Below are 19683 nucleotides of genomic sequence, written 5' to 3'. Positions count from 1 at the left end.
CCCAGAAGGCTGCGCCGACACCTCGGTCCTTCCTCAGGTAGCATCTCGGTGCAAGAGCCCCTTGCGCTATTGCGCCAGGGGCTTCGTCTATTCCGGGGCACCGGTTCGACGGCTTCAGCGTTGCCGTACGCGTGCGTCCGCGCGCACACGGCCTCGCGCACGTTGGACATGCCCCGCCCGGAAGGGGTGTACGCCTGTGCCCGCACTTGTGCTGCTCGGTGCTCAGTGGGGTGATGAGGGCAAGGGAAAGGCCACCGATCTGCTCGGTGGGTCCGTCGACTATGTGGTGCGTTACCAGGGCGGCAACAACGCCGGTCACACGGTTGTCGTAGGCGACCAGAAATACGCGCTGCACCTTCTCCCTTCCGGAATCCTCTCGCCGGGGTGCACCCCGGTCATCGGCAACGGTGTCGTCGTCGACCCCGCGGTCCTGCTCTCCGAGCTGAGCGGACTCAACGAGCGTGGTGTCGACACGTCCAAGCTGCTGATCAGCGGAAACGCGCACCTGATCACGCCGTACAACATCACGGTCGACAAGGTCACGGAACGTTTCCTCGGCAAGCGGAAGATCGGTACGACGGGCCGCGGCATCGGCCCGACCTACGCCGACAAGATCAACCGCACCGGCATCCGCGTGCAGGACCTCTTCGACGAGTCGATCCTGCACCAGAAGGTCGAGGCGGCCCTCGACTTCAAGAACCAGGTGCTGGCCAAGCTCTACAACCACCGTGCGGTGGTCGCCGAGCAGGTCGTCGAGGAGATGCTCAGCTACTCGGACCAGATCAAGGGTTACGTGGCCGACACCACCCTCCTGCTGAACAACGCGATCGACGACGGCAAGGTCGTCCTCTTCGAGGGCGGCCAGGGCACGCTGCTCGACGTGGACCACGGGACCTACCCGTTCGTGACCTCCTCCAACCCGACCGCGGGCGGCGCCTGCACCGGCGCGGGGGTCGGCCCCACGAAGATCAACCGGGTCATCGGCATCCTCAAGGCGTACACCACCCGCGTGGGCGCCGGTCCGTTCCCGACCGAGCTGTTCGACGCGGACGGCGAGGCGCTGCGCACCATCGGCGGCGAGCGCGGTGTGACCACCGGCCGCGACCGGCGCTGCGGCTGGTTCGACGCGGTCATCGCCCGTTACGCGACCCGCGTCAACGGCCTGACCGACTTCTTCCTGACCAAGCTGGACGTGCTCACCGGCTGGGAGCAGATCCCGGTCTGTGTCGCGTACGAGATCGACGGCAAGCGCGTCGAGGAGCTGCCCTACTCGCAGACCGACTTCCACCACGCGAAGCCGATCTACGAGACCCTGCCGGGCTGGTCCGAGGACATCACCAAGGCCAAGACCTTCGCCGAGCTGCCGAAGAACGCCCAGGCGTACGTCAAGGCGCTGGAGGAGATGTCGGGCGCGCCGATCTCCGCCATCGGCGTCGGCCCGGGCCGGGACGAGACGATCGAGATCAACTCGTTCCTGGACTGACGGGTACCGGGCCGCCCGTGAGGCGGTGACCGTACGCGAGCCGTGTCCCCGCTCCGCTCCGGAGCGGGGACACGGCTTTCGCGTGTCGCGGCCGTCCCGGGGCGGGCCGCCCGGCCTCACCCCTTCTTCGTGTACGTGAACGTCGGCTTGCCGTCGTCGAAGGCGCGGCGGAGCTTGCCGTCGGGCTGGATGCGCAGCGTGCTGGGGGCGCCCGGGCTGCAGCTGGTCGCCGGGCCCGCCACGACGGTGGTGGGGCCGAGGCGCAGCGGCGGTCCGCCGTTCATGAGGATGGCCTTGAACTCGCAGCGGAAGGTGGGGCCGCGCACCTCCATGGCCAGGACGGTGTCGCCGACCGCGCCCTGGGAGATCGTGAAGCGGTACGTGTCGCTGCCGCCCTTGCCGCGCTTGGTCTCCCAGACGCCGAGGAACTTCTGCGGGATGACGCCGGGCTCCTTGCCGGCCGCCTTGCCGACCTTGCCGTCCGCCGCGGTCACGGTGGAGCCGTCGGCCTTCGCGGGGGCCCCGTCGTCCTCGGGGCTGAACAGGACGTAGGCGATGCCGATGCCGGCGGTGGCGAGGCCGATGCCGACGGCGGCGGCCAGGCTGGCGGTGCGCTTGCGGCCGCGGCCGGCAGCGCCGGTGGAGCGGCCGCGGCCGACGGGCCCGGAACGCCCGCCGCTGTGGCTGTTGTGACTGCCGTGACCGCTGTTGCTGTGGCCGGAGCTGCCGCCGTGACCGGTGCGGCCGGTGGGGCTCTTGCGTCGCCGCCCGTGCGTGGTGGCGGACGCGGGCGGGGCCACGGTGGCGTCCGGGGCCTCCGGACCGGCCGTCACGGGCGCCGGGGCGCCGGCCGCCGCGTACGGCGGCGGGGTCGCGGACCCGGAGGCCGGCGGCGGCATCGGGACCGACGCGGGCGGCGGAGCGGGTGCGGGGGTCTGCTCCCGGGCCGCTTCGGAGTGGCTCCAGGAGCGGTCGGCGTGGCGGTCGGCGGACTCCCAGGGCGGGCCGCCGGGCTCGTCCCCGGCGCCGTTGGGGTTCTCCGCGTCGAGCAGCTGGACGGCGTGCCGCCCCAGCTCGGCGATGAGCGCGCCCGGCAGCCAGGGCTCGTGGCCGTCGTCGTCGGACCTGGTGTACGCGATGAGCTGGTCCGGCGTCGGGCGCTGCGCCGGGTCCTTGGCGAGGCAGGCGGCGACCAGGCTGTGCAGCCCGTACGGCAGCCCGGTCAGGTCCGGGTCCTCCTGGGCGATGCGGTACATCAGGGCGTGCACACCGCTGTCGGACGTACCGAAGGGCAGCCGCCCGGTGGCCGCGAACATCAGCACCGAGCCGAGGCAGAACACGTCGCTGGCGGGCGTGACGGGCCTGCCGCGCACCTGCTCGGGCGACATGAAGCCGGGCGAGCCGACCGCCTGGTTGGTGCGGGTCAGACCGCCGCCGACGGTCACCGCCTCCAGCGCCCGCGCGATGCCGAAGTCGATGACCTTCGGACCGTCGATGGTGAGCAGGATGTTGGACGGCTTGAGGTCGCGGTGCACGATGCCGGCGGCGTGGATGCTGCGCAGCGCGCCCGCCAGCCCGCCGGCGAGGATCCGTACGGAGCGCTCGGGCAGCGGCGTGCGGCCCTCGGTGATCACCTGCCGGAGCGAGGGGCCCGCGATGTAACCGGTGGCGACCCACGGTGTGGCGGCCTCGGTGTCGGCGTCCAGGACGGGCGCGGTCCACTCGCCGCCGACCCGCCGCGCGGCCTGCACCTCCTGCCGGAAGCGGGCCCGGAAGTCGTCCTGGCCCGACAGTTCGGTCTTGACCAGTTTGACGGCGACCGTGCGGCCGCGGTCGGAACGGGCGAGGTAGACCCGGCCCATACCGCCCTCGCCCAGCCGCCCCAGCAGCCGGTACGCCCCGATCCGCGGCGGGTCCTGGGGGCCGAGCTGCCCGAGGCGGCCGCGCTCTGCGCGCTCATTCACGTTCCGCTTGCCCTTTCACCTTGTTCGCCCTGTGCTCCCGGACGTGCCCTGCGGGGACGGCGCCGCAGACGCGAACGTTCTGGACGACGCCGCCGGTTTCGTTTCGGTTCCCCGGTGTCCGTACGGGCCGTGGCCGGGCCGAGTGGTACGTGGTGCGAGGCGGTGCGGTCGGGCCGGCCGGGCCGGGCGCGGGCTTCGGAACGGTCGTCAGGACGCGGGCACGAGCCCACACTCCGGTGAACTCAGTAGCCGAGGTTATCGAGCGCGCGCGACAGCGTCTCCACCGCCTCCATGACCGCACGGAACTCAGGTGCCCCGCCGAGCTGTTCGGCCAGCTCGGCGGCGAACGCGCCGTGATCCGGGGTGATCCGGCGCAAAGCGGTCAGACCGTCGTCCGTGAGGGCGAGCAACTTGGCCCGCCGGTGCGCGGGGTTGGGCCGGTACTCGGCCAGCCCCTCCGCCACCACCAGGTCCGCGACCCGCTGCACGCTCTGCCGGGTGATGCCCATCGCCCGCGCGATCCCGGCCACGGGCAGCGGCCCGCCCGCCACGGCGCCGAGCACCTGCCAGCGGGCGGTGGTCAGGCCGGCCGGGCGCGCCAGCTTCTCCGACACCGCGAGGAACTGGCCGTTGAGGCGGAAGACGCCGAGGGCGGTACGGCTGAGGAGTTCGGGGGCGGGGTCGGTGCGCGGGGCGTCACCGGTGCCGGCGTCCGGCGTGCTCACGCCGCTTCCCCTTCCTGGCCCGCGGCCGCCAGTACCGGGAAGGCGCTCGCGTCCGAGTGCCGGAAGAGCCGGAACCAGGCGTCGAGCACGTGCGGCTCCAGTACGTCCAGCTCGGCGAGGATCTCCCGGGCGAAGGCGACCGGTTCGGTCGGCCCGGCCGTGATCAGCCCGCGGTCGCGCACCGCGTCCGTCTCCCGGTAGTGCCCGCCGCCCGCGTACCCGTCCTGCGCGGCGAGGTAGCCGGCCGCGCCGCTGGTGTGCGTACGGCTGTCGAGCAGCCCCTCGCGGGCCAGGCCGGCGGTCGCGCCGCAGATGGCGGCGACCGGAACGCCCGCCTCCAGGAACGTACGGGCCGTCCGGGCGAACGGGGCGAGGGTGTCTCCGGCGTCCCACAGGCCGGCGCCGGGGAGGATCAGCAACGCGCTGTCCCCGGGGGCGAGGGCGTCGAGCGTCGTGTCGGGCGTGATCCGCAGTCCGCCCATGGTGGTCACCGGGCGGTCGTCCCCGAGGCCGACGGTCACGACGTCGAAGCCGGTACGGCCGGCGCGGAAGGCGGTGCCCGCGCGCAGGTGGGCGGTGGCGAAGCCGGGCTCCCAGTCGGCGAGCGTGTCGTAGACGGCCAGGTGGACGGTGGTTCGGGGCGCGTCGGTGGTGCGGATCTGGGCGGCGGTGCGGGGCTGGGTGGTGGTGCTGGGCTGGACGGTGGTGCTGGGTTGCCCGGCGGTGCTGGGCTGCTCGGTCGTACGGGACTGTTCGGTCGTACGGGCCACGGTGGCTCCCCCTGGTGAGCGGGCCGCGCCGCACGGTGCCGCGCGGACCCTGTGACAGCATCCTGTCGCTATGACAGCAGGCTGTCAATAGGCGGGCCGGATGTCGGCCGTCCGGGTGGGCCGCGCGCGTTAACCCGCGGGGAGGGGTGGAGTTAACCCGTCCGTTCCTAGCGTCTGACGCGTACCGATCAGCGACCGACAGGAGAAGCGCCATGGAGACGCCGGGGCAGCTCGCCGCCCACCTCGTGCTCGACCTCGCCGCGGTGAGCGTGCTGACGTTCGCCATCTACTACCCGCGCCACCGGCGCCGCGACCTGGTGCCCGCCTACCTCGCGCTGAACGTCGCGCTGTTCGCGGTCGTCTCCGCGCTGGCCCAGGTCGGCGAGGGCGGCACGGCGCTCGGTTTCGGCCTGTTCGGAGTGCTGTCGATCATCCGGCTGCGGTCCGACTCGATCCAGCACGAGGAGGTCGCGTACTACTTCACGACCCTGGTCCTCGGCCTGCTGTGCGGCCTGCCGCACCTCGGATTCCCCATGGCGGCGTCGCTCGCCGGGCTGCTGCTCCTGGTCATGTACGGCGCCGACCACCCACGGCTGATGGCCCGCACCTGCCGCACCGTCGTCACCCTCGACGCCGTCCACACCGGGCAGCAGGCGCTCCGCGACGACCTGGCCCGCCGCCTCGGCGGTGAGCCCTTCAACTGGACGGTCAAGGAAGTCGACTTTGTCCGGGACCTGATGGTGGTGGACGTCCGCTTCCGCCTGCCGGAACCTTTCGGCAGGCCCGCTCGTACGACCTCACAACGCTCCCACCGCAACCGGCCCCGCACGATCACCCGTCCCCCCGCGCACCCGCAGCCCCGTCCCCTTTCCGAGGAGACCGTGTGATTCCCGCCGTACGGGCGATCGCCCGCGCCGCCATGGCCGCGCGCCCGATAACCCTCTCCGAACTCCAGGCCCGCGCGGAGCTGATGGCCCGCATCGACCACAGCTACCTGGTACCGGTCGAGGTCTTCGCGGACTTCGCCGCCCGGCTGACCGACCCGCGGCGGCCGGGCGGCCCCTTCCACGCGCTGTGCATCAACGGCCGCCGCTGGTTCGGGTACCACTCGGTCTATTACGACACCCCTGACCTTCAGACCTTCCACGACCACCGGCAGGGCCGGCGCTACCGCTACAAGATCCGCGAGCGGCTGTACGAGGACTCCGGGGAGCGGCAGTTCGAGATCAAGCTCAAGGGGCGGCGCGGCGAGACGCTCAAACGGCGGCAGCCGCTGCTGCCCGGGGAGGCGACGCTCGGGCGCGGCCCGCGCGGCTTCCTGGCCGCCGTCCTGCACGGTACGTACGGCATCGCCGCCCCCGAGGAGCTGGTGCCGTCGCTGGTGACCGATTACCGGCGCACCACGTTCGTCGCCGACGGGCAGCGCATCACCTGCGACGCCGACCTGGTCTGCCGGGACGCCAGCACCGGCCGCAGCGTACGGGCCGACGGCGGCCTGGTCCTGGTCGAGACCAAGACCCCGGTCACCGGCCACCTGACGGATGCGGACCGGCTGCTGCACACCTACGGGCTGCGCGCCGCGGAGTTCACCAAGTACTGCGGGGCGATGGCGGCGCTCCGGCCCGGCCTGACGGCCAACCAGTGGCGGCGGGCGGTGCGGGCGGCGTTCCCGCGGGCGGCGGCCCACGGTTGGGAGGCCGGGACGCCGTCAGGCGCGTAGGCCCGGGCCGAAGCGGGCCGTGACGCGTGCGCCGCCCCCGGCCGACGTGCCGCACTCCAGTGAGCCGCCCGACTCCTCCGCCGCCCGGCGCACGATGTCCAGACCCAGCCCCGTCGACCCGCCGCCGCTGCGGCCGCGTTCCGGGACGTGCCCGGCCGGGAAGCCGGGGCCGTCGTCCTCGACGGTCAGCCGGCCCCGGCCGTCGTCCTCGCGGGCGACCGTGACGCGCAGCCCGGCGCCGTCCGGGGTGTGGTCGAAGACGTTGCCGATCAGGGCGTCCACGGCCGCGGCGAGCCCGGCCGCGTCGGCCCGTACGACGACCGGCCCGTCAGGGGCCTGGAAGGCCGGCTCGCGGCCCTGGTCCTCCGCCAGCGGCCGCCAGAAGTCCGCGCGTTCGCGGGCCACGGCGGCCAGGTCGGCCCGGGGCGGGTGCTGTGCGGTACGGGCCGGCGGCGTGTCCGTCCGCGGGCCCTCCGCGTCCCGCCGGGCCGCGCGCAGCGGCTCGCGTGCCGTACGGATGATGTCGTCGACGCTGCGCTCCAGCGCCGCCACGCCCGCCGCGATCCGCTCCGCCTCCGCCGGGTCGCGCAGCCCCTCCGCGTCCAGACGCAGCGCGGCGACGGGGGTGCGCAGCCGGTGTGCGAGGTCGGCCGCGTTCTCCCGTTCGGCGGTCAGGAAGCCCTCGATACGGTCCGCGAGGTGGTTCACCTGCCGGGCCACCGCGTGCAGTTCGGGCGGCCCGGACGGTTCGGCGCGGGCCGCCAGGTCGCCTGCGGCCAGCCGGTCGGCGACCCGGGACAGGCGGCGCGCGGAGCCGACCAGGCGGGCACCGAGCCGGTCGGCGACCAGCAGCCCGAGCAGCACCAGCGCCACACCGATCCCGGCGAGCTCCAGCGACGAGGCCAGCGTGCCCGCGTACAGCCGGCTCTCCGACAGGGCGACGAGGACGACCGCGGTGCCGCCCGCCACCCCCTGTACCGGCACCAGGACGGTACGGCCCCCGGAGGGCGGCTCGTACGTGAACGCCCGCCCGTAGCGGGCCAGCCGCACCGCGTCGGTGACGGGCGTGGCGGGCCCGAGCACGGCGCCGTCGGCCAGTACGACCGAGGTACGGGGCAGACCGGGGCCGTTGGCGGAGCCGACGATGCCCGCGGCGGCCCGGCGCGCGTCCGCGGCCCCGCCGGATCCGCCGCCCGGCGCGCCGGCCAGCGCCTGACCGACCCCGGCGGCCAGCGAGTGGGCGCGCGAGGTGGCGTCGGCGGTGGCCCGGTCGGCGGCGTGGCTGCGGGTGAGCAGGGCGAGCGGGACCAGCAGGGCGGCGAGGACCAGCGCGGTGGTCGCGGCGGTCAGGAGGAGCAGGCTGCGGCGCATGGTTACGGCGTGCGGCGCGGGGTGGACGTGGATGCGGGCGGGGTGCCTGCCGGGTCCGCGCCGTCCGCCGCGTCCGGGGCCGCCAGCTTGACCCCCACCGTCCGGACCGTGTGCAGGTAGCGCGGCCGCTGCGCCGTCTCGCCCAGTTTCCGCCGCAGCCACGACAGATGCACGTCCACCGTCTTGTCGGCGCCACCCAGCGGCTGCTGCCACACCTCCGCCAGCAGCTCCCGCCGCGAGATCACCTGCCCCGCGCGGCGCGCCAGGTAGGCGAGCAGGTCGAACTCGCGTGGCGTCAGGTCGAGCGGCGTGCCGTCCAGGGACACCTCGCGCGCGGCCGGGTCCACGCGCAGGCCACCGACCCGCAGCGCGGGTTCCGGTCCGGTGGTGGTGAGGCGGCGCAGCACCGCCTTGATACGGGCGTCCAACTGCGCAGCGCCGAAGGGCTTGACGAGGTAATCGTCGGCGCCGTCCCCGAGGATCGCGACCATGTCCGGCTCCTCGTCGCGCGCGGTGGCGACGATCACCGGTACGTCGCTGACGGCCCGCAGCATCCGCAGCACCTGCGCACCGTCCACGTCCGGCAGCCCGAGGTCCAGGACGACGAGGTCCGGGCGGTCCGTCACAGCGGCGTCCAGGCCGGCCATGCCGGTCGCCGCGGTGGCCACGGCGTGGCCGCGGTCGCGCAGGGCGCGCAGCAACGCGCCGCGCAGCTGGGGGTCGTCCTCGACGACGAGGAGGTGGGACATGCCCGTCACCGTAACCAGGCGCGCCGCCGGGGCGGGAGGTGCCGGGGCCGGCCGGTGCGCGCCGGGCCAGGGGTTTGTCCGCGCCTTAACCGGACGTTAGGAAAGGGTGCGGGAGGGTGACCGGGACGGTGACGCGGGCCGTACGGGCGCCGGGGCCGTACGACGGACGGCGGGAAGGACGGCGTGATGGCGTGGCGCAGTGTGGCGGCGACGGCTGCCTGGGTGTGTGCGGTGGCCGCGGCGGGCGGTCTCGGTGCCTGGTCGCTGGCGAGTGCCGACACCGGCGGTCGCCACGAGCGGGCCGTACCACTGGACGACGGAGGCGTACGGGACAAGCTCGCCGCGGCCCGCGCCGCCTCGCCGGAACCGGGCGCCCCGAGTCCGTCCTCCGAAGGGCCGTCCTCCGAAGGCCCGTCCTCCGCGCAGTCAGGAGGGCCGGGGTCGCCGTCCGGTCCGGCCGCGTCCCCGTCCCGTACCGCCTCCGGCTCCCCGACGGCCCGCCCCGCCGGTGGCGGAACGGTCCGCCTGGCCGGCGGCACCGCCACCGCGGAGTGCCGTACGGACGGCCGCGTCTACCTGACGGCCTGGAGCCCGGCCACCGGTTACCGCGCGGACGACGTACGGCGCGGCCCGGCCGCCACCGCGGCGATCGAGTTCGAGCCGCTCGACGACCACTCCGGCGACGACCACGCGTACACGCTCCGCTGCGCGGCGGACGGCCGCCCGCAGGCCGCCCAGGCCCCGGACGACGATGACGACTGAGCCGTCCCAGCAGCTGCCGGGACCGCCCTGGAGCTTCCTACAGCCCCACCGACAGACTGTCCGCGCCCGCGCGGAGCGCCTTACACAGTGTCGGTGCCTGGCGTCGCACGGCGCTCCCTAGGCTGAGGGCGTCCGCCGTACCGTGCCCCCTGGCGGGCCCGAGCGATCCGAGGTAGTGACCGTGACCACGACGCAACCCGACCCGGCAGCAGGCGCGGCGGTCAAGGCCGCCGACCGCGCGCACGTCTTCCACTCCTGGTCCGCGCAGGGCCTGATCGACCCGCTGCCGGTGGCCGGTGCCGAGGGCTCGTACTTCTGGGACTACGACGGCAACCGCTACCTCGACTTCTCCTCCCAGCTGGTCAACACCAACATCGGCCACCAGCACCCGAAGGTCGTCGCCGCGGTCCAGGAGCAGGCCGGCAAGCTGTGCACGATCGCACCGGGCTTCGCCGTGGACGTCCGGTCCGAGGCCGCCCGGCTGGTCGCCGAGCGCACCCCCGGCGACCTCGACAAGATCTTCTTCACCAACGGCGGCGCGGAGGCCGTGGAGAACGCGGTCCGCATGGCCCGGCTGCACACCGGCCGGACGAAGGTGCTGTCCGCCTACCGCTCGTACCACGGCGCCACCGCCGCCGCGATCAACCTGACCGGCGACCCGCGCCGCTGGCCCTCCGACACCGCCTCGGCCGGTGTCGTGCACTTCTGGGGCCCGTTCCGGTACCGCTCGCCCTTCCACGCGGAGACCGAGGCCCAGGAGTGCGAGCGCGCCCTCGCGCACCTGGAGGACACGATCGCCTTCGAGGGTCCGCAGTCGGTCGCCGCGGTCATCCTGGAGACCGTCCCCGGCACCGCCGGGATCATGGTCCCTCCGCCCGGCTACCTGGCCGGTGTCCGCGAGATCTGCGACCGGTACGGCATCGTCTTCATCCTGGACGAGGTCATGGCGGGCTTCGGCCGTACGGGCCGCTGGTTCGCCGCCGACCACTTCGACGTCATCCCGGACCTGCTGACCTTCGCCAAGGGCGTCAACTCCGGCTACGTACCGCTGGGCGGCGTCGCGATCTCCGCCGAGATCGCCGCCACCTTCGACCAGCGTCCTTACCCGGGCGGCCTGACCTACTCCGGGCACCCGCTGGCCTGCGCCTCCGCCGTCGCCACGATCAACGCGATGGCCGAGGAGAAGATCGTGGAGAACGCCGCGGAGATCGGCGAGCAGGTCCTCGGGCCCGGACTGCGGGCCCTCGCGGAGCGGCACCCCTCGGTCGGCGAGGTGCGCGGCCTGGGCGTCTTCTGGGCGCTGGAGCTGGTCAAGGACAAGGAGACGCGCGAGCCGCTCGTCCCGTACAACGCGTCGGGCGCGGCCAACGCGCCGATGGCCGAGTTCGCGGCGGCCTGCAAGCGGGGCGGCCTGTGGCCCTTCGTGAACATGAACCGTACGCACGCCGTGCCGGCCTGCACCGTCACGGAGGCCGAGGCGAAGGAAGGCCTGGCGATCCTGGACGCGGCCCTGTCGGCGGCGGACGCGCACACCCGCTGAGCGGGGGCGCGGGGCCGGAAACCCCCGCCGGGCCGGCCCGGAGCCCCTGCCGGGCCGGCCCGGAGCTCCCGCCGGACCGGCCCGGCGGCACCGGCCGTCCCGGCCCGGCCCCTGCGCCACCGTCGCCCCGCCCGTCCCCCTCGCCTATCGTGAGGGCGAGGGCCGCTCTCCTTGCGCGGTCTACGGACCATGCGGTCGCACGGGCCCCCGGGCCCACGCGGCCGCCGAAGGAGACGGACACGATGCCCGCCGGCCCAGGCAGCGCAGTCATACGGCGCAACACCCTGCGCCAGCAGATCGCCGACGCGCTGCGCGACGAGGTGCTGGCCGGACGGCTGCCCTGCGGAGACCAGTTCACGGTCAAGGAGATCGCCGAGCAGTACGGCGTCTCCGCGACGCCCGTACGCGAGGCGCTGCTCGACCTGTGCGCCCAGGGGCTCCTCGACGTCGAACAGCACCGCGGCTTCCGGGTGCACGCCTTCACGGCCGCGGACTACCGGGCCATGGTCGAGGCCCGCACCCTGATCGTCGAGGGCATCTTCCGCACCCGCGCGGAACGGGCGCTGAGCACCGCGTCCCCCGCGGTGATGATGTCCGTCAGGCGCCGCGCGGAGGAGGCCGAACGGGCCGCGCGGGCCGGGGACCTGGACGTACTGATCGGGTACGACCTGCGCTTCTGGCGCGAACTGGGCAGTCTGGTGGGAAACCCGTACATCAGTGACTTCCTGGACCGGGTACGGGTCCAGAGCTGGGTCTTCGCCGTGCCGCTGCTGCGGCGCGAGGCGGATCTGCGCGGCCGCCTGTGGTGCGGCCACCGCGATCTGGTCAGCGCCGTCGCGCGGCACGACCTGCCCGAGGCGCAGCGGCTGGTGCGCGAGTACAACGAGCACTCCCTCGCTCTCGTCGGTGGCCCCGGGTAGCACTACGCTGTCCCGACCGCCCCCCACCCGACCGGAAGCGAGCCTCATCTCGTGGCATGTGACCTGTGGCTGGTCCCCCTTGTCGATGTGCTGTGCCACAGCCCCGACAACCCCTTCTCCGAAGAGATCGCCGTCTACGACCAGGCCCTCACGGAGGCGGGACTGCCGCCCGTCCCCGTCTTCAGCTACATGCCCGGCCTCTCCGGGGACGTCGCCCCCGTGGCGGGCTTCGACTACGACGCGCTGCACTTCCTGCGGCGTGCGTACCTGCTGCGGATCTGCGGGCTCGAAGTGACCCCGGTGGACGAACTGGGCGGGGACTACGAGCAGTTGCTGGAGATGTTCGAGACCACGGCCCAGGAGTCCCACCTGGTCTGGCACTACGACCACGCGGGTGCGTACGTCCCGGTCGACTTCCCGCATCCGCTGGCCACCGACGAACTGCTGGCGGGCGGCGGGCCGCTGGGTTCGGCACACGGTCTGCTGCGCGATCTCGAACTGGTCGCGCCAACCATCGGTATCGATCCGGCCAATCCGCCGGCCGCGCCGCAGCCGCCGTCGCGCCCCACCACGCTGGAGGAACGGGTGGAGGGGCTGCCGCTCGACGACAGCCCGTTCGCGCGGGAGCGGCACGTCTGGCTGGGGCTGCACGCCGCCGCGACCCGCAGTCTGGGGCAGGGGTCGATGATCGTCTTCAGCTGACGGGGGCGGTGCGGCGTCTGTGGGCTGGGGAGTACGCCTGTTTGCGCGCCGTGTGCGGATCGAGGTGTACGCCCGCGTGTGGGCCGTGCGCGGGCGGTGTGCGGGCCGGGGCGTACGCCCGCTTGTACGCCGTGTGCGGGCCGAGGCGTCCGCCCGCTTGCGCGCCGCGTACGTTCGCCCGCGCGCCGCGTAGGTCCGCTCGGTGCGCGGGCGAACGTACGTGGGCAAGCAGGCGTACGTGGGCAAGCGGGTACGTGTGCCAGCGGGTGTTCGCCTCAGCGAGGGGACTCCGGCGGCCGCTGCCGCGGCATGTTGGGGCGGGTGCCCGGAGGAAGCGTGATCCGGCCGGGCTGCGGACCGCCGGGCTCCGGGCGCTGGCCCCACTGCGCGGTCGCCCGCGCGGCCGGCGGCAGCGGGCCTGGACGGAACTGGGCCATCCAGTCGGCGGTCTCGGCCCGCACCAGCTCCGCGATGTCCTCGTTGAACCGGCGCAGTACGCCCAGACAGCGCTCCGCCGCCTCGCCCGCGGTGCCCTCCGTCGGGCCGAGGACCTCGCGGACATTCTCCGAGGCCCAGTCGAACTGGAGGGCCTCCAGCCGCCGTTGCACCGCCTGCGCCGTCGCCATGTCCCGCATCCAGCCCGCGGTCACCCCGAAGAACCGGTCACCGGCCACGCACGCCGCCGCCACCAGCAGCGCCAGGTACCCCCACTTCGCGCCCCCGGGCGCCACCCCGGTCAGATCGAGCAGCGGCATCAGGCCGCCCGCCGCCACCCCGATCGCGGCCCCCAGGCGCAGCGCCCGCGCACCGCGCCGCTTGGCCACCCGGTCGTGCAGGTACCAGGAGGCGGCCCGCAAGGCGCCCTCCTCGACCCAGTGGTACAGCTCGTCGAGGCGCTCAGCCGGCTCGCCCCAGTCCCCCAGCGGGAAGGGGCGGCTCCCCAGATCGCCGCGGCCGCCCCCGGGCCCGCGCTCCTCCCGAGGGAGCCCCTCGGGCTGCATCTCCGGCTGACTCACCCGTGCACTCCCTCATGCAGATACGTGCGGTGCGCGCGGTACGTACGAGACGGCCGGTGCGCATCCACCTTCCTACCGCCGAACGGTGGGCCTCGCCCCCAAGATCGCTTTATTTCCGCCCGGAAGTGGTGCGGAATCAGGTATAGGACCATGCCCGCTCTCACTCGAAAGAGTGGCCACTGCCCGGCGTCGTACGGTTTCCCCGCCTTCCGCCCGTCTCGTCCCCGCAGACCCCGCCCCGCCCTACGGGGCCCGCGGGGGCGCCGCCCCGCACCGGCGCCGACGGCGACTAGGCTGCACACGTGAAGGTCCTCGTCATCGGCGGCGGCGCCCGCGAACACGCCCTGTGCCGCTCACTGTCCCTCGACCCCGACGTCACCGCGCTGCACTGCGCCCCCGGCAACGCCGGCATCGCGGAAGTGGCCGAGCTGCACGCCGTCGACGCCGTCGACGGCGCGGCCGTGGCAGACCTGGCGCAGCGCCTGGAAGCGGACCTGGTGGTGGTCGGCCCCGAGGCGCCACTGGTCGCCGGGGTCGCCGACGCCGTCCGCGAGCGCGGCATCCCGGTCTTCGGGCCGTCCGCCCGGGCGGCCGAGCTGGAGGGCTCCAAGGCGTTCGCCAAGGACGTGATGGCCGCCGCCGGGGTGCCCACCGCCCGCAGTTACCTGTGCACCACCCCGGAAGAGATCGACGCGGCACTGGACGCGTTCGGCGCCCCGTACGTCGTCAAGGACGACGGCCTGGCGGCCGGCAAGGGCGTCGTGGTCACCGAGGACGTCGAGGCCGCCCGCGCGCACGCGCTGGCCTGCGACCGGGTCGTCATCGAGGAGTTCCTGGACGGCCCCGAGGTCTCCCTGTTCGCCGTCACCGACGGCGAGACCGTCGTACCGCTGCAGCCCGCCCAGGACTTCAAGCGCGCGCACGACGCCGATCAGGGCCCGAACACCGGTGGCATGGGCGCCTACAGCCCGCTCCCCTGGGCCGACCCCAAGCTGGTCGACGAGGTGCAGCGGAGCGTGCTGCAGCCCACCGTCGACGAACTGCGCCGCCGCGGCACGCCCTTCTCCGGACTCCTGTACGCGGGCCTGGCGATCACCTTGCGCGGCGTGCGCGTCATCGAGTTCAACGCGCGCTTCGGCGACCCCGAGACCCAGGTCGTGCTGGCCCGGCTGCGCACCCCGCTGTCCGCGCTGCTGCGCGCCGCCGCGACCGGCACGCTCGCCGCGCTGCCGCCGCTGCGCTGGAGCGACGACGCCGCGGTGACGGTCGTGGTGGCCTCGCACAACTACCCCGGTACGCCGCGCACGGGTGACCCGATCGGCGGCCTGACCGAGGTCGCGGAGAAGGACGCGCCCGGCGCGTACGTCCTGCACGCCGGTACGAAGAAGGACGCCGCCACCGGCGAGGTGGTCAGCGCGGGCGGCCGGGTGCTGTCCGTGACGGCCACCGGCGCCGACCTGGCCGCGGCCCGGGAGCGTGCCTACCGGGCGCTCGGCCGGATCACGCTGGACGGTTCGCACCACCGTACGGACATCGCGGCGCGGGCGGCGGGGGAGAGCTGAGAGCGACGGCTAGGGGGCGGCGAGGGGGCGGTAGGCACGCTCCCGGGCCGGCTGCCGGTGCGCTGGTGGGTCTCCCTGGCCTGATGCTGGGCTGCTCCGGCCGGCCGTCGCTCTGCCACTGGGCTGCTCCGGCCGGCCGTCGCTCTGCCACTGAGCTGCTCCGGCCGGCCGTCGCTCTGCCGCTGATCTGCCGCTGACCTGCCGACGGTCTGCCCTCGGCCGGCCCGGCTGACCCGGATGATTTTGGCCGGGATGGGGCTCCCGGCTTTACCCAAAGCCATTCCATCGAGTGACCACACCGCCATCCGGCTGACGGGGCGGGGAGCCCCAACTAGGGTTCCCCGCAAGCGTCGTCCGGCGCCCGTGCCGCCCGCGGCCCGGCTGCCGCGGCGGCGTCCGGCAAGTGGCTCACCGGCATTGCGATGTCAGTGGCCGGTGCCACAGTGGTGGGGAGTGAGCAGCGCCGCCGGGAGCCGTCAGCGGCCCCGGCGCCGTTGTCCCGCTCTGGTCGTCCCGTGTTCTCTCCGTCCCGTTGGTCCAGGGCAGCAGGGGGTGTACAGGCTGGTGGCAGGTCCGGAAGCAGGAGCAGAGGCGGCGCGCGCCCGCGCGCTCGCGGTGCTGCGGATCCGCGGCGCGGCGCTGGGCGTGGCCCTGGTGCCCGCAGCGGTGGCCGTGGTGCTGCTCGTCGGCGGCCTCACCGGCAGGATCGGGCGCGCCGACCCGGTCACGAGTTCCAGCGGCTGGGACGCGGCGCGCTGGGCCGTGGCGGGCCTCGCGCTGGTCGTGCTGCTGCTGGCGGCGCTGGTCACGGCCGTCATCGTCCGGGCCCGGCCCGCGCTGAGCCCGTCGGTCCCGATAGCGGAGTCCTCGGCCCCCGATCTCTACCGCCTGGTACGGGACCTGGCCGACCGTCTGGAGGTGCCCGCGCCGTCCGCGATAGCCCTGACGCCCGACTGCGACAGCTGGCTGGAGGACCGTACGCACCGGGCGCACGCTCCGCCGCGCGGCCGGGCGGCGCGCCGGGGCGCGGGTGAGGCGGCGGGCGCGGGAGTGCGTGACGGCGTGCGTGCCGTGCAGGCGCCGGTCCTGGTGATCGGGTCGCCGTTCATGTGGTGGATGCGGGTCGCCGAGCTGCGGGCGCTGCTGGCGCCCGTCGTGGCCGGCACCGGCCCCTCCGCCAACCCGGACATAGCCGCGGCCCGCCGCTTCGTACGGGGCCTGGACGCCGCGGTGGCGGTCTCCGCGCGTGCCAGGAGTCCGCTCGCCGCACCGGCGCCGGCGTTCGTGGGCTGGGTCGCGCGGCTGCTGCTGCGGGCCTGCCGTGAGCACGCCCTGGAGATGGAGCGGTGCGTGGCCGCCGCCGCCTCCGAGCGCGCCCAGAGCGTGGACTACGGCCTGCGGGTCGTCGCCCAGGAGCAGGTCGGCCTGGCGTACGCGGGCTGGGACCGGCTGCTGACCCGCGTCGCGCTGCCCGCCTGGCGGATGGGCCGCTGGCCCTCCCGGCTGGACGCCGGGGTGGTCTCCGCGCTCACCGAACTGTCCCGCCGCGACCGTCTGGCCGAAGGTTTCGCCTCCCGCCTGGGCGAGCGCCCGGCGTGCGATCTGCTGGAGGAGCCCGGCGCCGTGGACCGCGCCGCGTCCCTCCTCGCCGCCCGGCTCTTCCACGGCGGCCCGGCCGAGCCGGGACCGGACTGGTCCCCGGTCGGCTGGCAGCAGTATCCGGAAGAGGTCGTGGACCGCAAGTGGCGTCAGGAAGCGGCCCGGCTGCACCGGGTTCTGGACGCGCTCCCGCCCGCCCCGGGTGACGGCGCACGGCCTGCGCGCCCCCCGGCGGCGCATGACCGGTCCGCCCGGCCCGAGTTCCCCATACCCCGCCCGGAACCACGGGATCCGGTGGCGGAACCGCGGAATCCGGCGGTGGAAACACAGGGTCCGGTGGCGGAACCGCGGAATCCGGCGGTGGAGCAGCCTGAGCCGCAGGCTGTCACCGAGCCGGAGCCGCGCCCCGAGCCCGAACCGCGCGCCCAGGCCGAGCCGCGTCTCGAACCTCAGCCGTACCCCGAGCCCCAGCCGCGCCCCGAGCCCCAGCCCCCCGCCCGCTCCGTCGATCCCGGCCCGGGCAGCTCCGGGCCGACGCTGATACGGGTCATCGAGCGTCTGATGGGGGACGAGCGCGCGGGCGACCTCGTCGCGGCCCGGCTCGGTGCCGAGGTGGCTCGCGAGGAGCGCGCGGAGGCGGAGCGCCAGGCGGCCCGTGAGCCCGCGGCCGACGGCGGCCCGGACGCGGGCGTACCGGGTACGCCGGGCGTCTCGGGCGGGCCGGGTGTCACCTGGGGTGACGGCCTCGCCGACGGGCTTCCGCTGTTCCCGATGCAGCCCCCGCGCACGGGCCGTGAACTGCTCGCCGACCATGTGACCGCGATGGTGTGCTGCGCCGCCGTGGACACCGCCGGCGCCGCCCCCGGCCTGGACTGGCTCGACGGTCCTGTCCTGCTGGTCGACGGGGTGCGCCGGTCGGATCTGGGCCACCCGGTGCTCCGGCTCGTCGACGACGGCGACGCCGGTCCGCTGGGGGAGTGGCTCGGTGAGGTCGGGGTGCGTCCCGAGAAGCCGGTCCGGCTCGTATGAGGGGCGCCAAGGGCGCGTTGGGAGCGTACGGGGGCGCATTCGGGGGCATGAAGGAGCCGAGTGCGCCTGTTGTCGGCACCCGCTGAGCATCACCCGCACGACCGGGCTGAATGTTCCCCTCCAGTTCGTCGTTCATGGCCGGAACCCGCGCGAATTCACGACGAAGGGTGACGGTGCAAGTGCGTAATGTGATGTGCTGGGGGAGGCCCCAGTCGTTCAATCGAGCACGAAATCTGAGTGCCGCGGCGGCCTGCTCAGTCGGCGGGGGGACGCAGGGAGGGGAGTACGAGGTGGGGACGGAGCAGATCCGGCGCTGGGAGTCGGGAGCGCTTGCGCACGCGGTCACGGACCCGTTCGGACAGGGCCCGCTGCCCTGGCTGCGCGGCAGTGAGAACTACTTCGACTCCGGTCAGGTGGTCCCCTGGTACGTCGACCCGGCGGTGGCCCCCGGTGAGAAGCGCCTGCCCTCGCCCCGCTCCAGCGCAGGCCCCCGTACGGCCGACGACGTACGGCGGCAGATCAAGGGCTTCGTGAGCACCGGCGCGGTGGCCCCCGGCGAGGCCATCGACTTCCGCGTCTCGGTCGACCCGCCGCAGCCCTTCAGCATCGACATCTACCGCATCGGCCACTACGCGGGCACCGGCGCCGCCAAGATCACCACCAGCCCCCGGCTGGCCGGCATCGTGCAGCCCGCGCCGCTCACCGCCGACCGCACGGTCTCCTGCCACCACTGGTGGCTGTCCTGGCGCCTCCAGGTCCCCACGTACTGGAAGCTGGGCGCCTACGTCGCCGTCCTGACCACCGCCGACGGCCACCGCAGCCACGTCCCCTTCACGGTCCGCGACGCCCACCCCGCCGACCTCCTGCTGCTCCTGCCCGACATCACCTGGCAGGCCTACAACCTCTACCCGGAGGACGGCCGCACCGGCGCCAGCCTGTACCACGCCTGGGACGCGGACGGTTCGCTGCTGGGCGAGTCGGACGCCGCCACCACCGTCTCCTTCGACCGCCCGTACGCGGGCGCCGGCCTGCCGCTGCACGTGGGCCATGCCTACGACTTCATCCGCTGGGCCGAGCGCTACGGCTACGACCTCGCGTACGCCGACGCCCGTGACCTGCACGCCGGGCTGGTCGACCCGTCCCGCTACCGCGGCCTGGTCTTCCCCGGCCACGACGAGTACTGGTCCCAGCCCATGCGCCGGACCGCCGAACTGGCCCGCGACAGCGGCACCTCGCTCGTCTTCCTGTCCGCCAACACCATGTACTGGCAGGTCGAACTGGCCCCCTCGCCCGCCGGCCCGGATTCGCTGCTCAGCTGCCGAAAACGGCAGGGGCCCGGCCGTCCGGCCCTGTGGCGCGAGGCCGGAGACCCGGAGCAGCAGCTGATGGGCATCCAGTACGCCGGCCGGGTTCCGGAGCCCGCGCCCCTGGTCGTCCGCAACGCCGACCACTGGATGTGGGAGGCCACCGGCGCCCATGAGGGCGACGAACTGCCGGGCCTGGTCGCCGGCGAGGCCGACCGCTACTTCCCCCGCACGCCGCTGCCCGAGCACAGCCACCGCATCCTGCTGGCGCACTCCCCGTACGAGGACAGCGAGGGCACCCGCCGTCACCAGGAGACGTCCCTGTACCGCGCCCTGAGCGGCGCCCTGGTCTTCGCGTCCGGCACCTTTGCCTGGTCACCGGCGCTGGACCGCCCGGGACACGTCGACGAGCGCGTCCAGCGCGCCACGGCCAACCTGCTCGACCGGATCTGCAAACGCGACTGACG

General features: G+C 74.3%; 16 protein-coding genes. 10 read left to right on the top strand and 6 right to left on the bottom strand.

The features are described 5' to 3' along the window. The first annotated feature begins 196 nt into the window (after window positions 1-196). Window positions 197-1483: an adenylosuccinate synthase gene (locus tag AB0L45_RS30940; RefSeq protein ID WP_365845766.1), complete on the top strand. Its 1287-nt coding sequence runs from the start codon at window positions 197-199 to the stop codon at window positions 1481-1483. Window positions 1484-1599: 116 nt separating this feature from the next. Here the strand turns inward: AB0L45_RS30940 and AB0L45_RS30935 are convergent, their stop codons facing one another. The 3 genes from AB0L45_RS30935 to AB0L45_RS30925 form a co-directional block, all read right to left on the bottom strand. Then, window positions 1600-3447: a serine/threonine-protein kinase gene (locus tag AB0L45_RS30935; RefSeq protein WP_365845764.1), complete on the bottom strand. Its 1848-nt coding sequence runs from the start codon at window positions 3445-3447 to the stop codon at window positions 1600-1602. Window positions 3448-3689: 242 nt separating this feature from the next. Continuing rightward, entirely contained in the window at window positions 3690-4172 is a 483-nt protein-coding gene (locus tag AB0L45_RS30930) for a MarR family winged helix-turn-helix transcriptional regulator (protein WP_365845762.1), read from the bottom strand. Then, window positions 4169-4831, bottom strand: a complete 663-nt coding sequence (locus AB0L45_RS30925) for a DJ-1/PfpI family protein (RefSeq protein WP_365845839.1) — start codon at window positions 4829-4831, stop codon at window positions 4169-4171. Before AB0L45_RS30925 ends, AB0L45_RS30930 begins: the two co-directional genes overlap by 4 nt. 323 nt (window positions 4832-5154) lie before the next feature. Here AB0L45_RS30925 and AB0L45_RS30920 point away from each other — a divergent pair, with 323 nt between their 5' ends. Both AB0L45_RS30920 and AB0L45_RS30915 read left to right on the top strand, forming a co-directional pair. Further along, window positions 5155-5829: a DUF4956 domain-containing protein gene (locus AB0L45_RS30920; RefSeq protein ID WP_365845760.1), complete on the top strand. Its 675-nt coding sequence runs from the start codon at window positions 5155-5157 to the stop codon at window positions 5827-5829. Continuing rightward, window positions 5826-6662, top strand: coding sequence for a polyphosphate polymerase domain-containing protein (locus tag AB0L45_RS30915; protein WP_365845758.1), 837 nt, complete (start codon window positions 5826-5828; stop codon window positions 6660-6662). The genes AB0L45_RS30920 and AB0L45_RS30915 overlap by 4 nt, the downstream gene beginning before the upstream one ends. On the opposite strand, the gene AB0L45_RS30910 is transcribed toward AB0L45_RS30915, so the two are convergent. Together AB0L45_RS30910 and AB0L45_RS30905 are read right to left on the bottom strand one after the other, a co-directional pair. Next, entirely contained in the window at window positions 6651-8033 is a 1383-nt protein-coding gene (locus tag AB0L45_RS30910) for a HAMP domain-containing sensor histidine kinase (RefSeq protein ID WP_365845756.1), read from the bottom strand. The genes AB0L45_RS30915 and AB0L45_RS30910 overlap by 12 nt on opposite strands. A 2-nt stretch (window positions 8034-8035) precedes the next feature. Next, a complete protein-coding gene (locus AB0L45_RS30905) occupies window positions 8036-8782 on the bottom strand; it encodes a response regulator transcription factor (protein WP_365845754.1) in 747 nt (248 codons plus the stop codon). A gap of 186 nt (window positions 8783-8968) precedes the next feature. On the opposite strand from AB0L45_RS30905, the gene AB0L45_RS30900 reads away from it, so the two are divergent. The 4 genes from AB0L45_RS30900 (at window position 8969) to AB0L45_RS30885 (ending at window position 12706) form a co-directional block, all read left to right on the top strand. Beyond that, window positions 8969-9544, top strand: a complete 576-nt coding sequence (locus AB0L45_RS30900) for a hypothetical protein (protein WP_365845752.1) — start codon at window positions 8969-8971, stop codon at window positions 9542-9544. A gap of 181 nt (window positions 9545-9725) precedes the next feature. Beyond that, window positions 9726-11084 carry an aspartate aminotransferase family protein gene (locus tag AB0L45_RS30895; protein WP_365845750.1) on the top strand — a complete coding sequence of 453 codons (1359 nt, stop codon included), beginning with the start codon at window positions 9726-9728 and terminating at the stop codon, window positions 11082-11084. A gap of 242 nt (window positions 11085-11326) precedes the next feature. Continuing rightward, window positions 11327-12004 carry a GntR family transcriptional regulator gene (locus AB0L45_RS30890; protein ID WP_365845748.1) on the top strand — a complete coding sequence of 226 codons (678 nt, stop codon included), beginning with the start codon at window positions 11327-11329 and terminating at the stop codon, window positions 12002-12004. A gap of 51 nt (window positions 12005-12055) precedes the next feature. Beyond that, window positions 12056-12706 (top strand): hypothetical protein, encoded by a 651-nt coding sequence (locus tag AB0L45_RS30885; protein ID WP_365845746.1) that lies wholly within the window; start codon window positions 12056-12058, stop codon window positions 12704-12706. A 275-nt stretch (window positions 12707-12981) separates the two neighbouring features. Here AB0L45_RS30885 and AB0L45_RS30880 read toward each other — a convergent pair whose 3' ends face one another. Then, entirely contained in the window at window positions 12982-13722 is a 741-nt protein-coding gene (locus AB0L45_RS30880) for an SLATT domain-containing protein (protein ID WP_365845744.1), read from the bottom strand. 302 nt (window positions 13723-14024) lie between these two features. Between AB0L45_RS30880 and purD the strand changes: the two genes are divergently transcribed. The 3 genes from purD to AB0L45_RS30865 all read left to right on the top strand — a co-directional run bounded on the left by purD (window position 14025) and on the right by AB0L45_RS30865 (window position 19681). Beyond that, the gene (gene purD, locus AB0L45_RS30875; protein ID WP_365845742.1) at window positions 14025-15284 is read left to right on the top strand and encodes a phosphoribosylamine--glycine ligase; all 1260 of its coding nucleotides are present in this window, start codon (window positions 14025-14027) and stop codon (window positions 15282-15284) included. 561 nt (window positions 15285-15845) lie between these two features. Further along, the gene (locus AB0L45_RS30870; RefSeq protein WP_365845837.1) at window positions 15846-17912 is read left to right on the top strand and encodes a hypothetical protein; all 2067 of its coding nucleotides are present in this window, start codon (window positions 15846-15848) and stop codon (window positions 17910-17912) included. Window positions 17913-18202: 290 nt separating this feature from the next. Further along, window positions 18203-19681 carry a N,N-dimethylformamidase beta subunit family domain-containing protein gene (locus AB0L45_RS30865; protein WP_365845740.1) on the top strand — a complete coding sequence of 493 codons (1479 nt, stop codon included), beginning with the start codon at window positions 18203-18205 and terminating at the stop codon, window positions 19679-19681. The last annotated feature ends 2 nt before the right edge of the window (window positions 19682-19683 follow it).

The sequence above is a fragment of the Streptomyces sp. NPDC052496 genome (assembly GCF_040679095.1).
GTDB lineage: Bacteria > Actinomycetota > Actinomycetes > Streptomycetales > Streptomycetaceae > Streptomyces.
The sequence above is the reverse complement of the archived record's forward strand: the minus strand, read 5'-3'. Positions and strand labels throughout refer to the sequence as shown.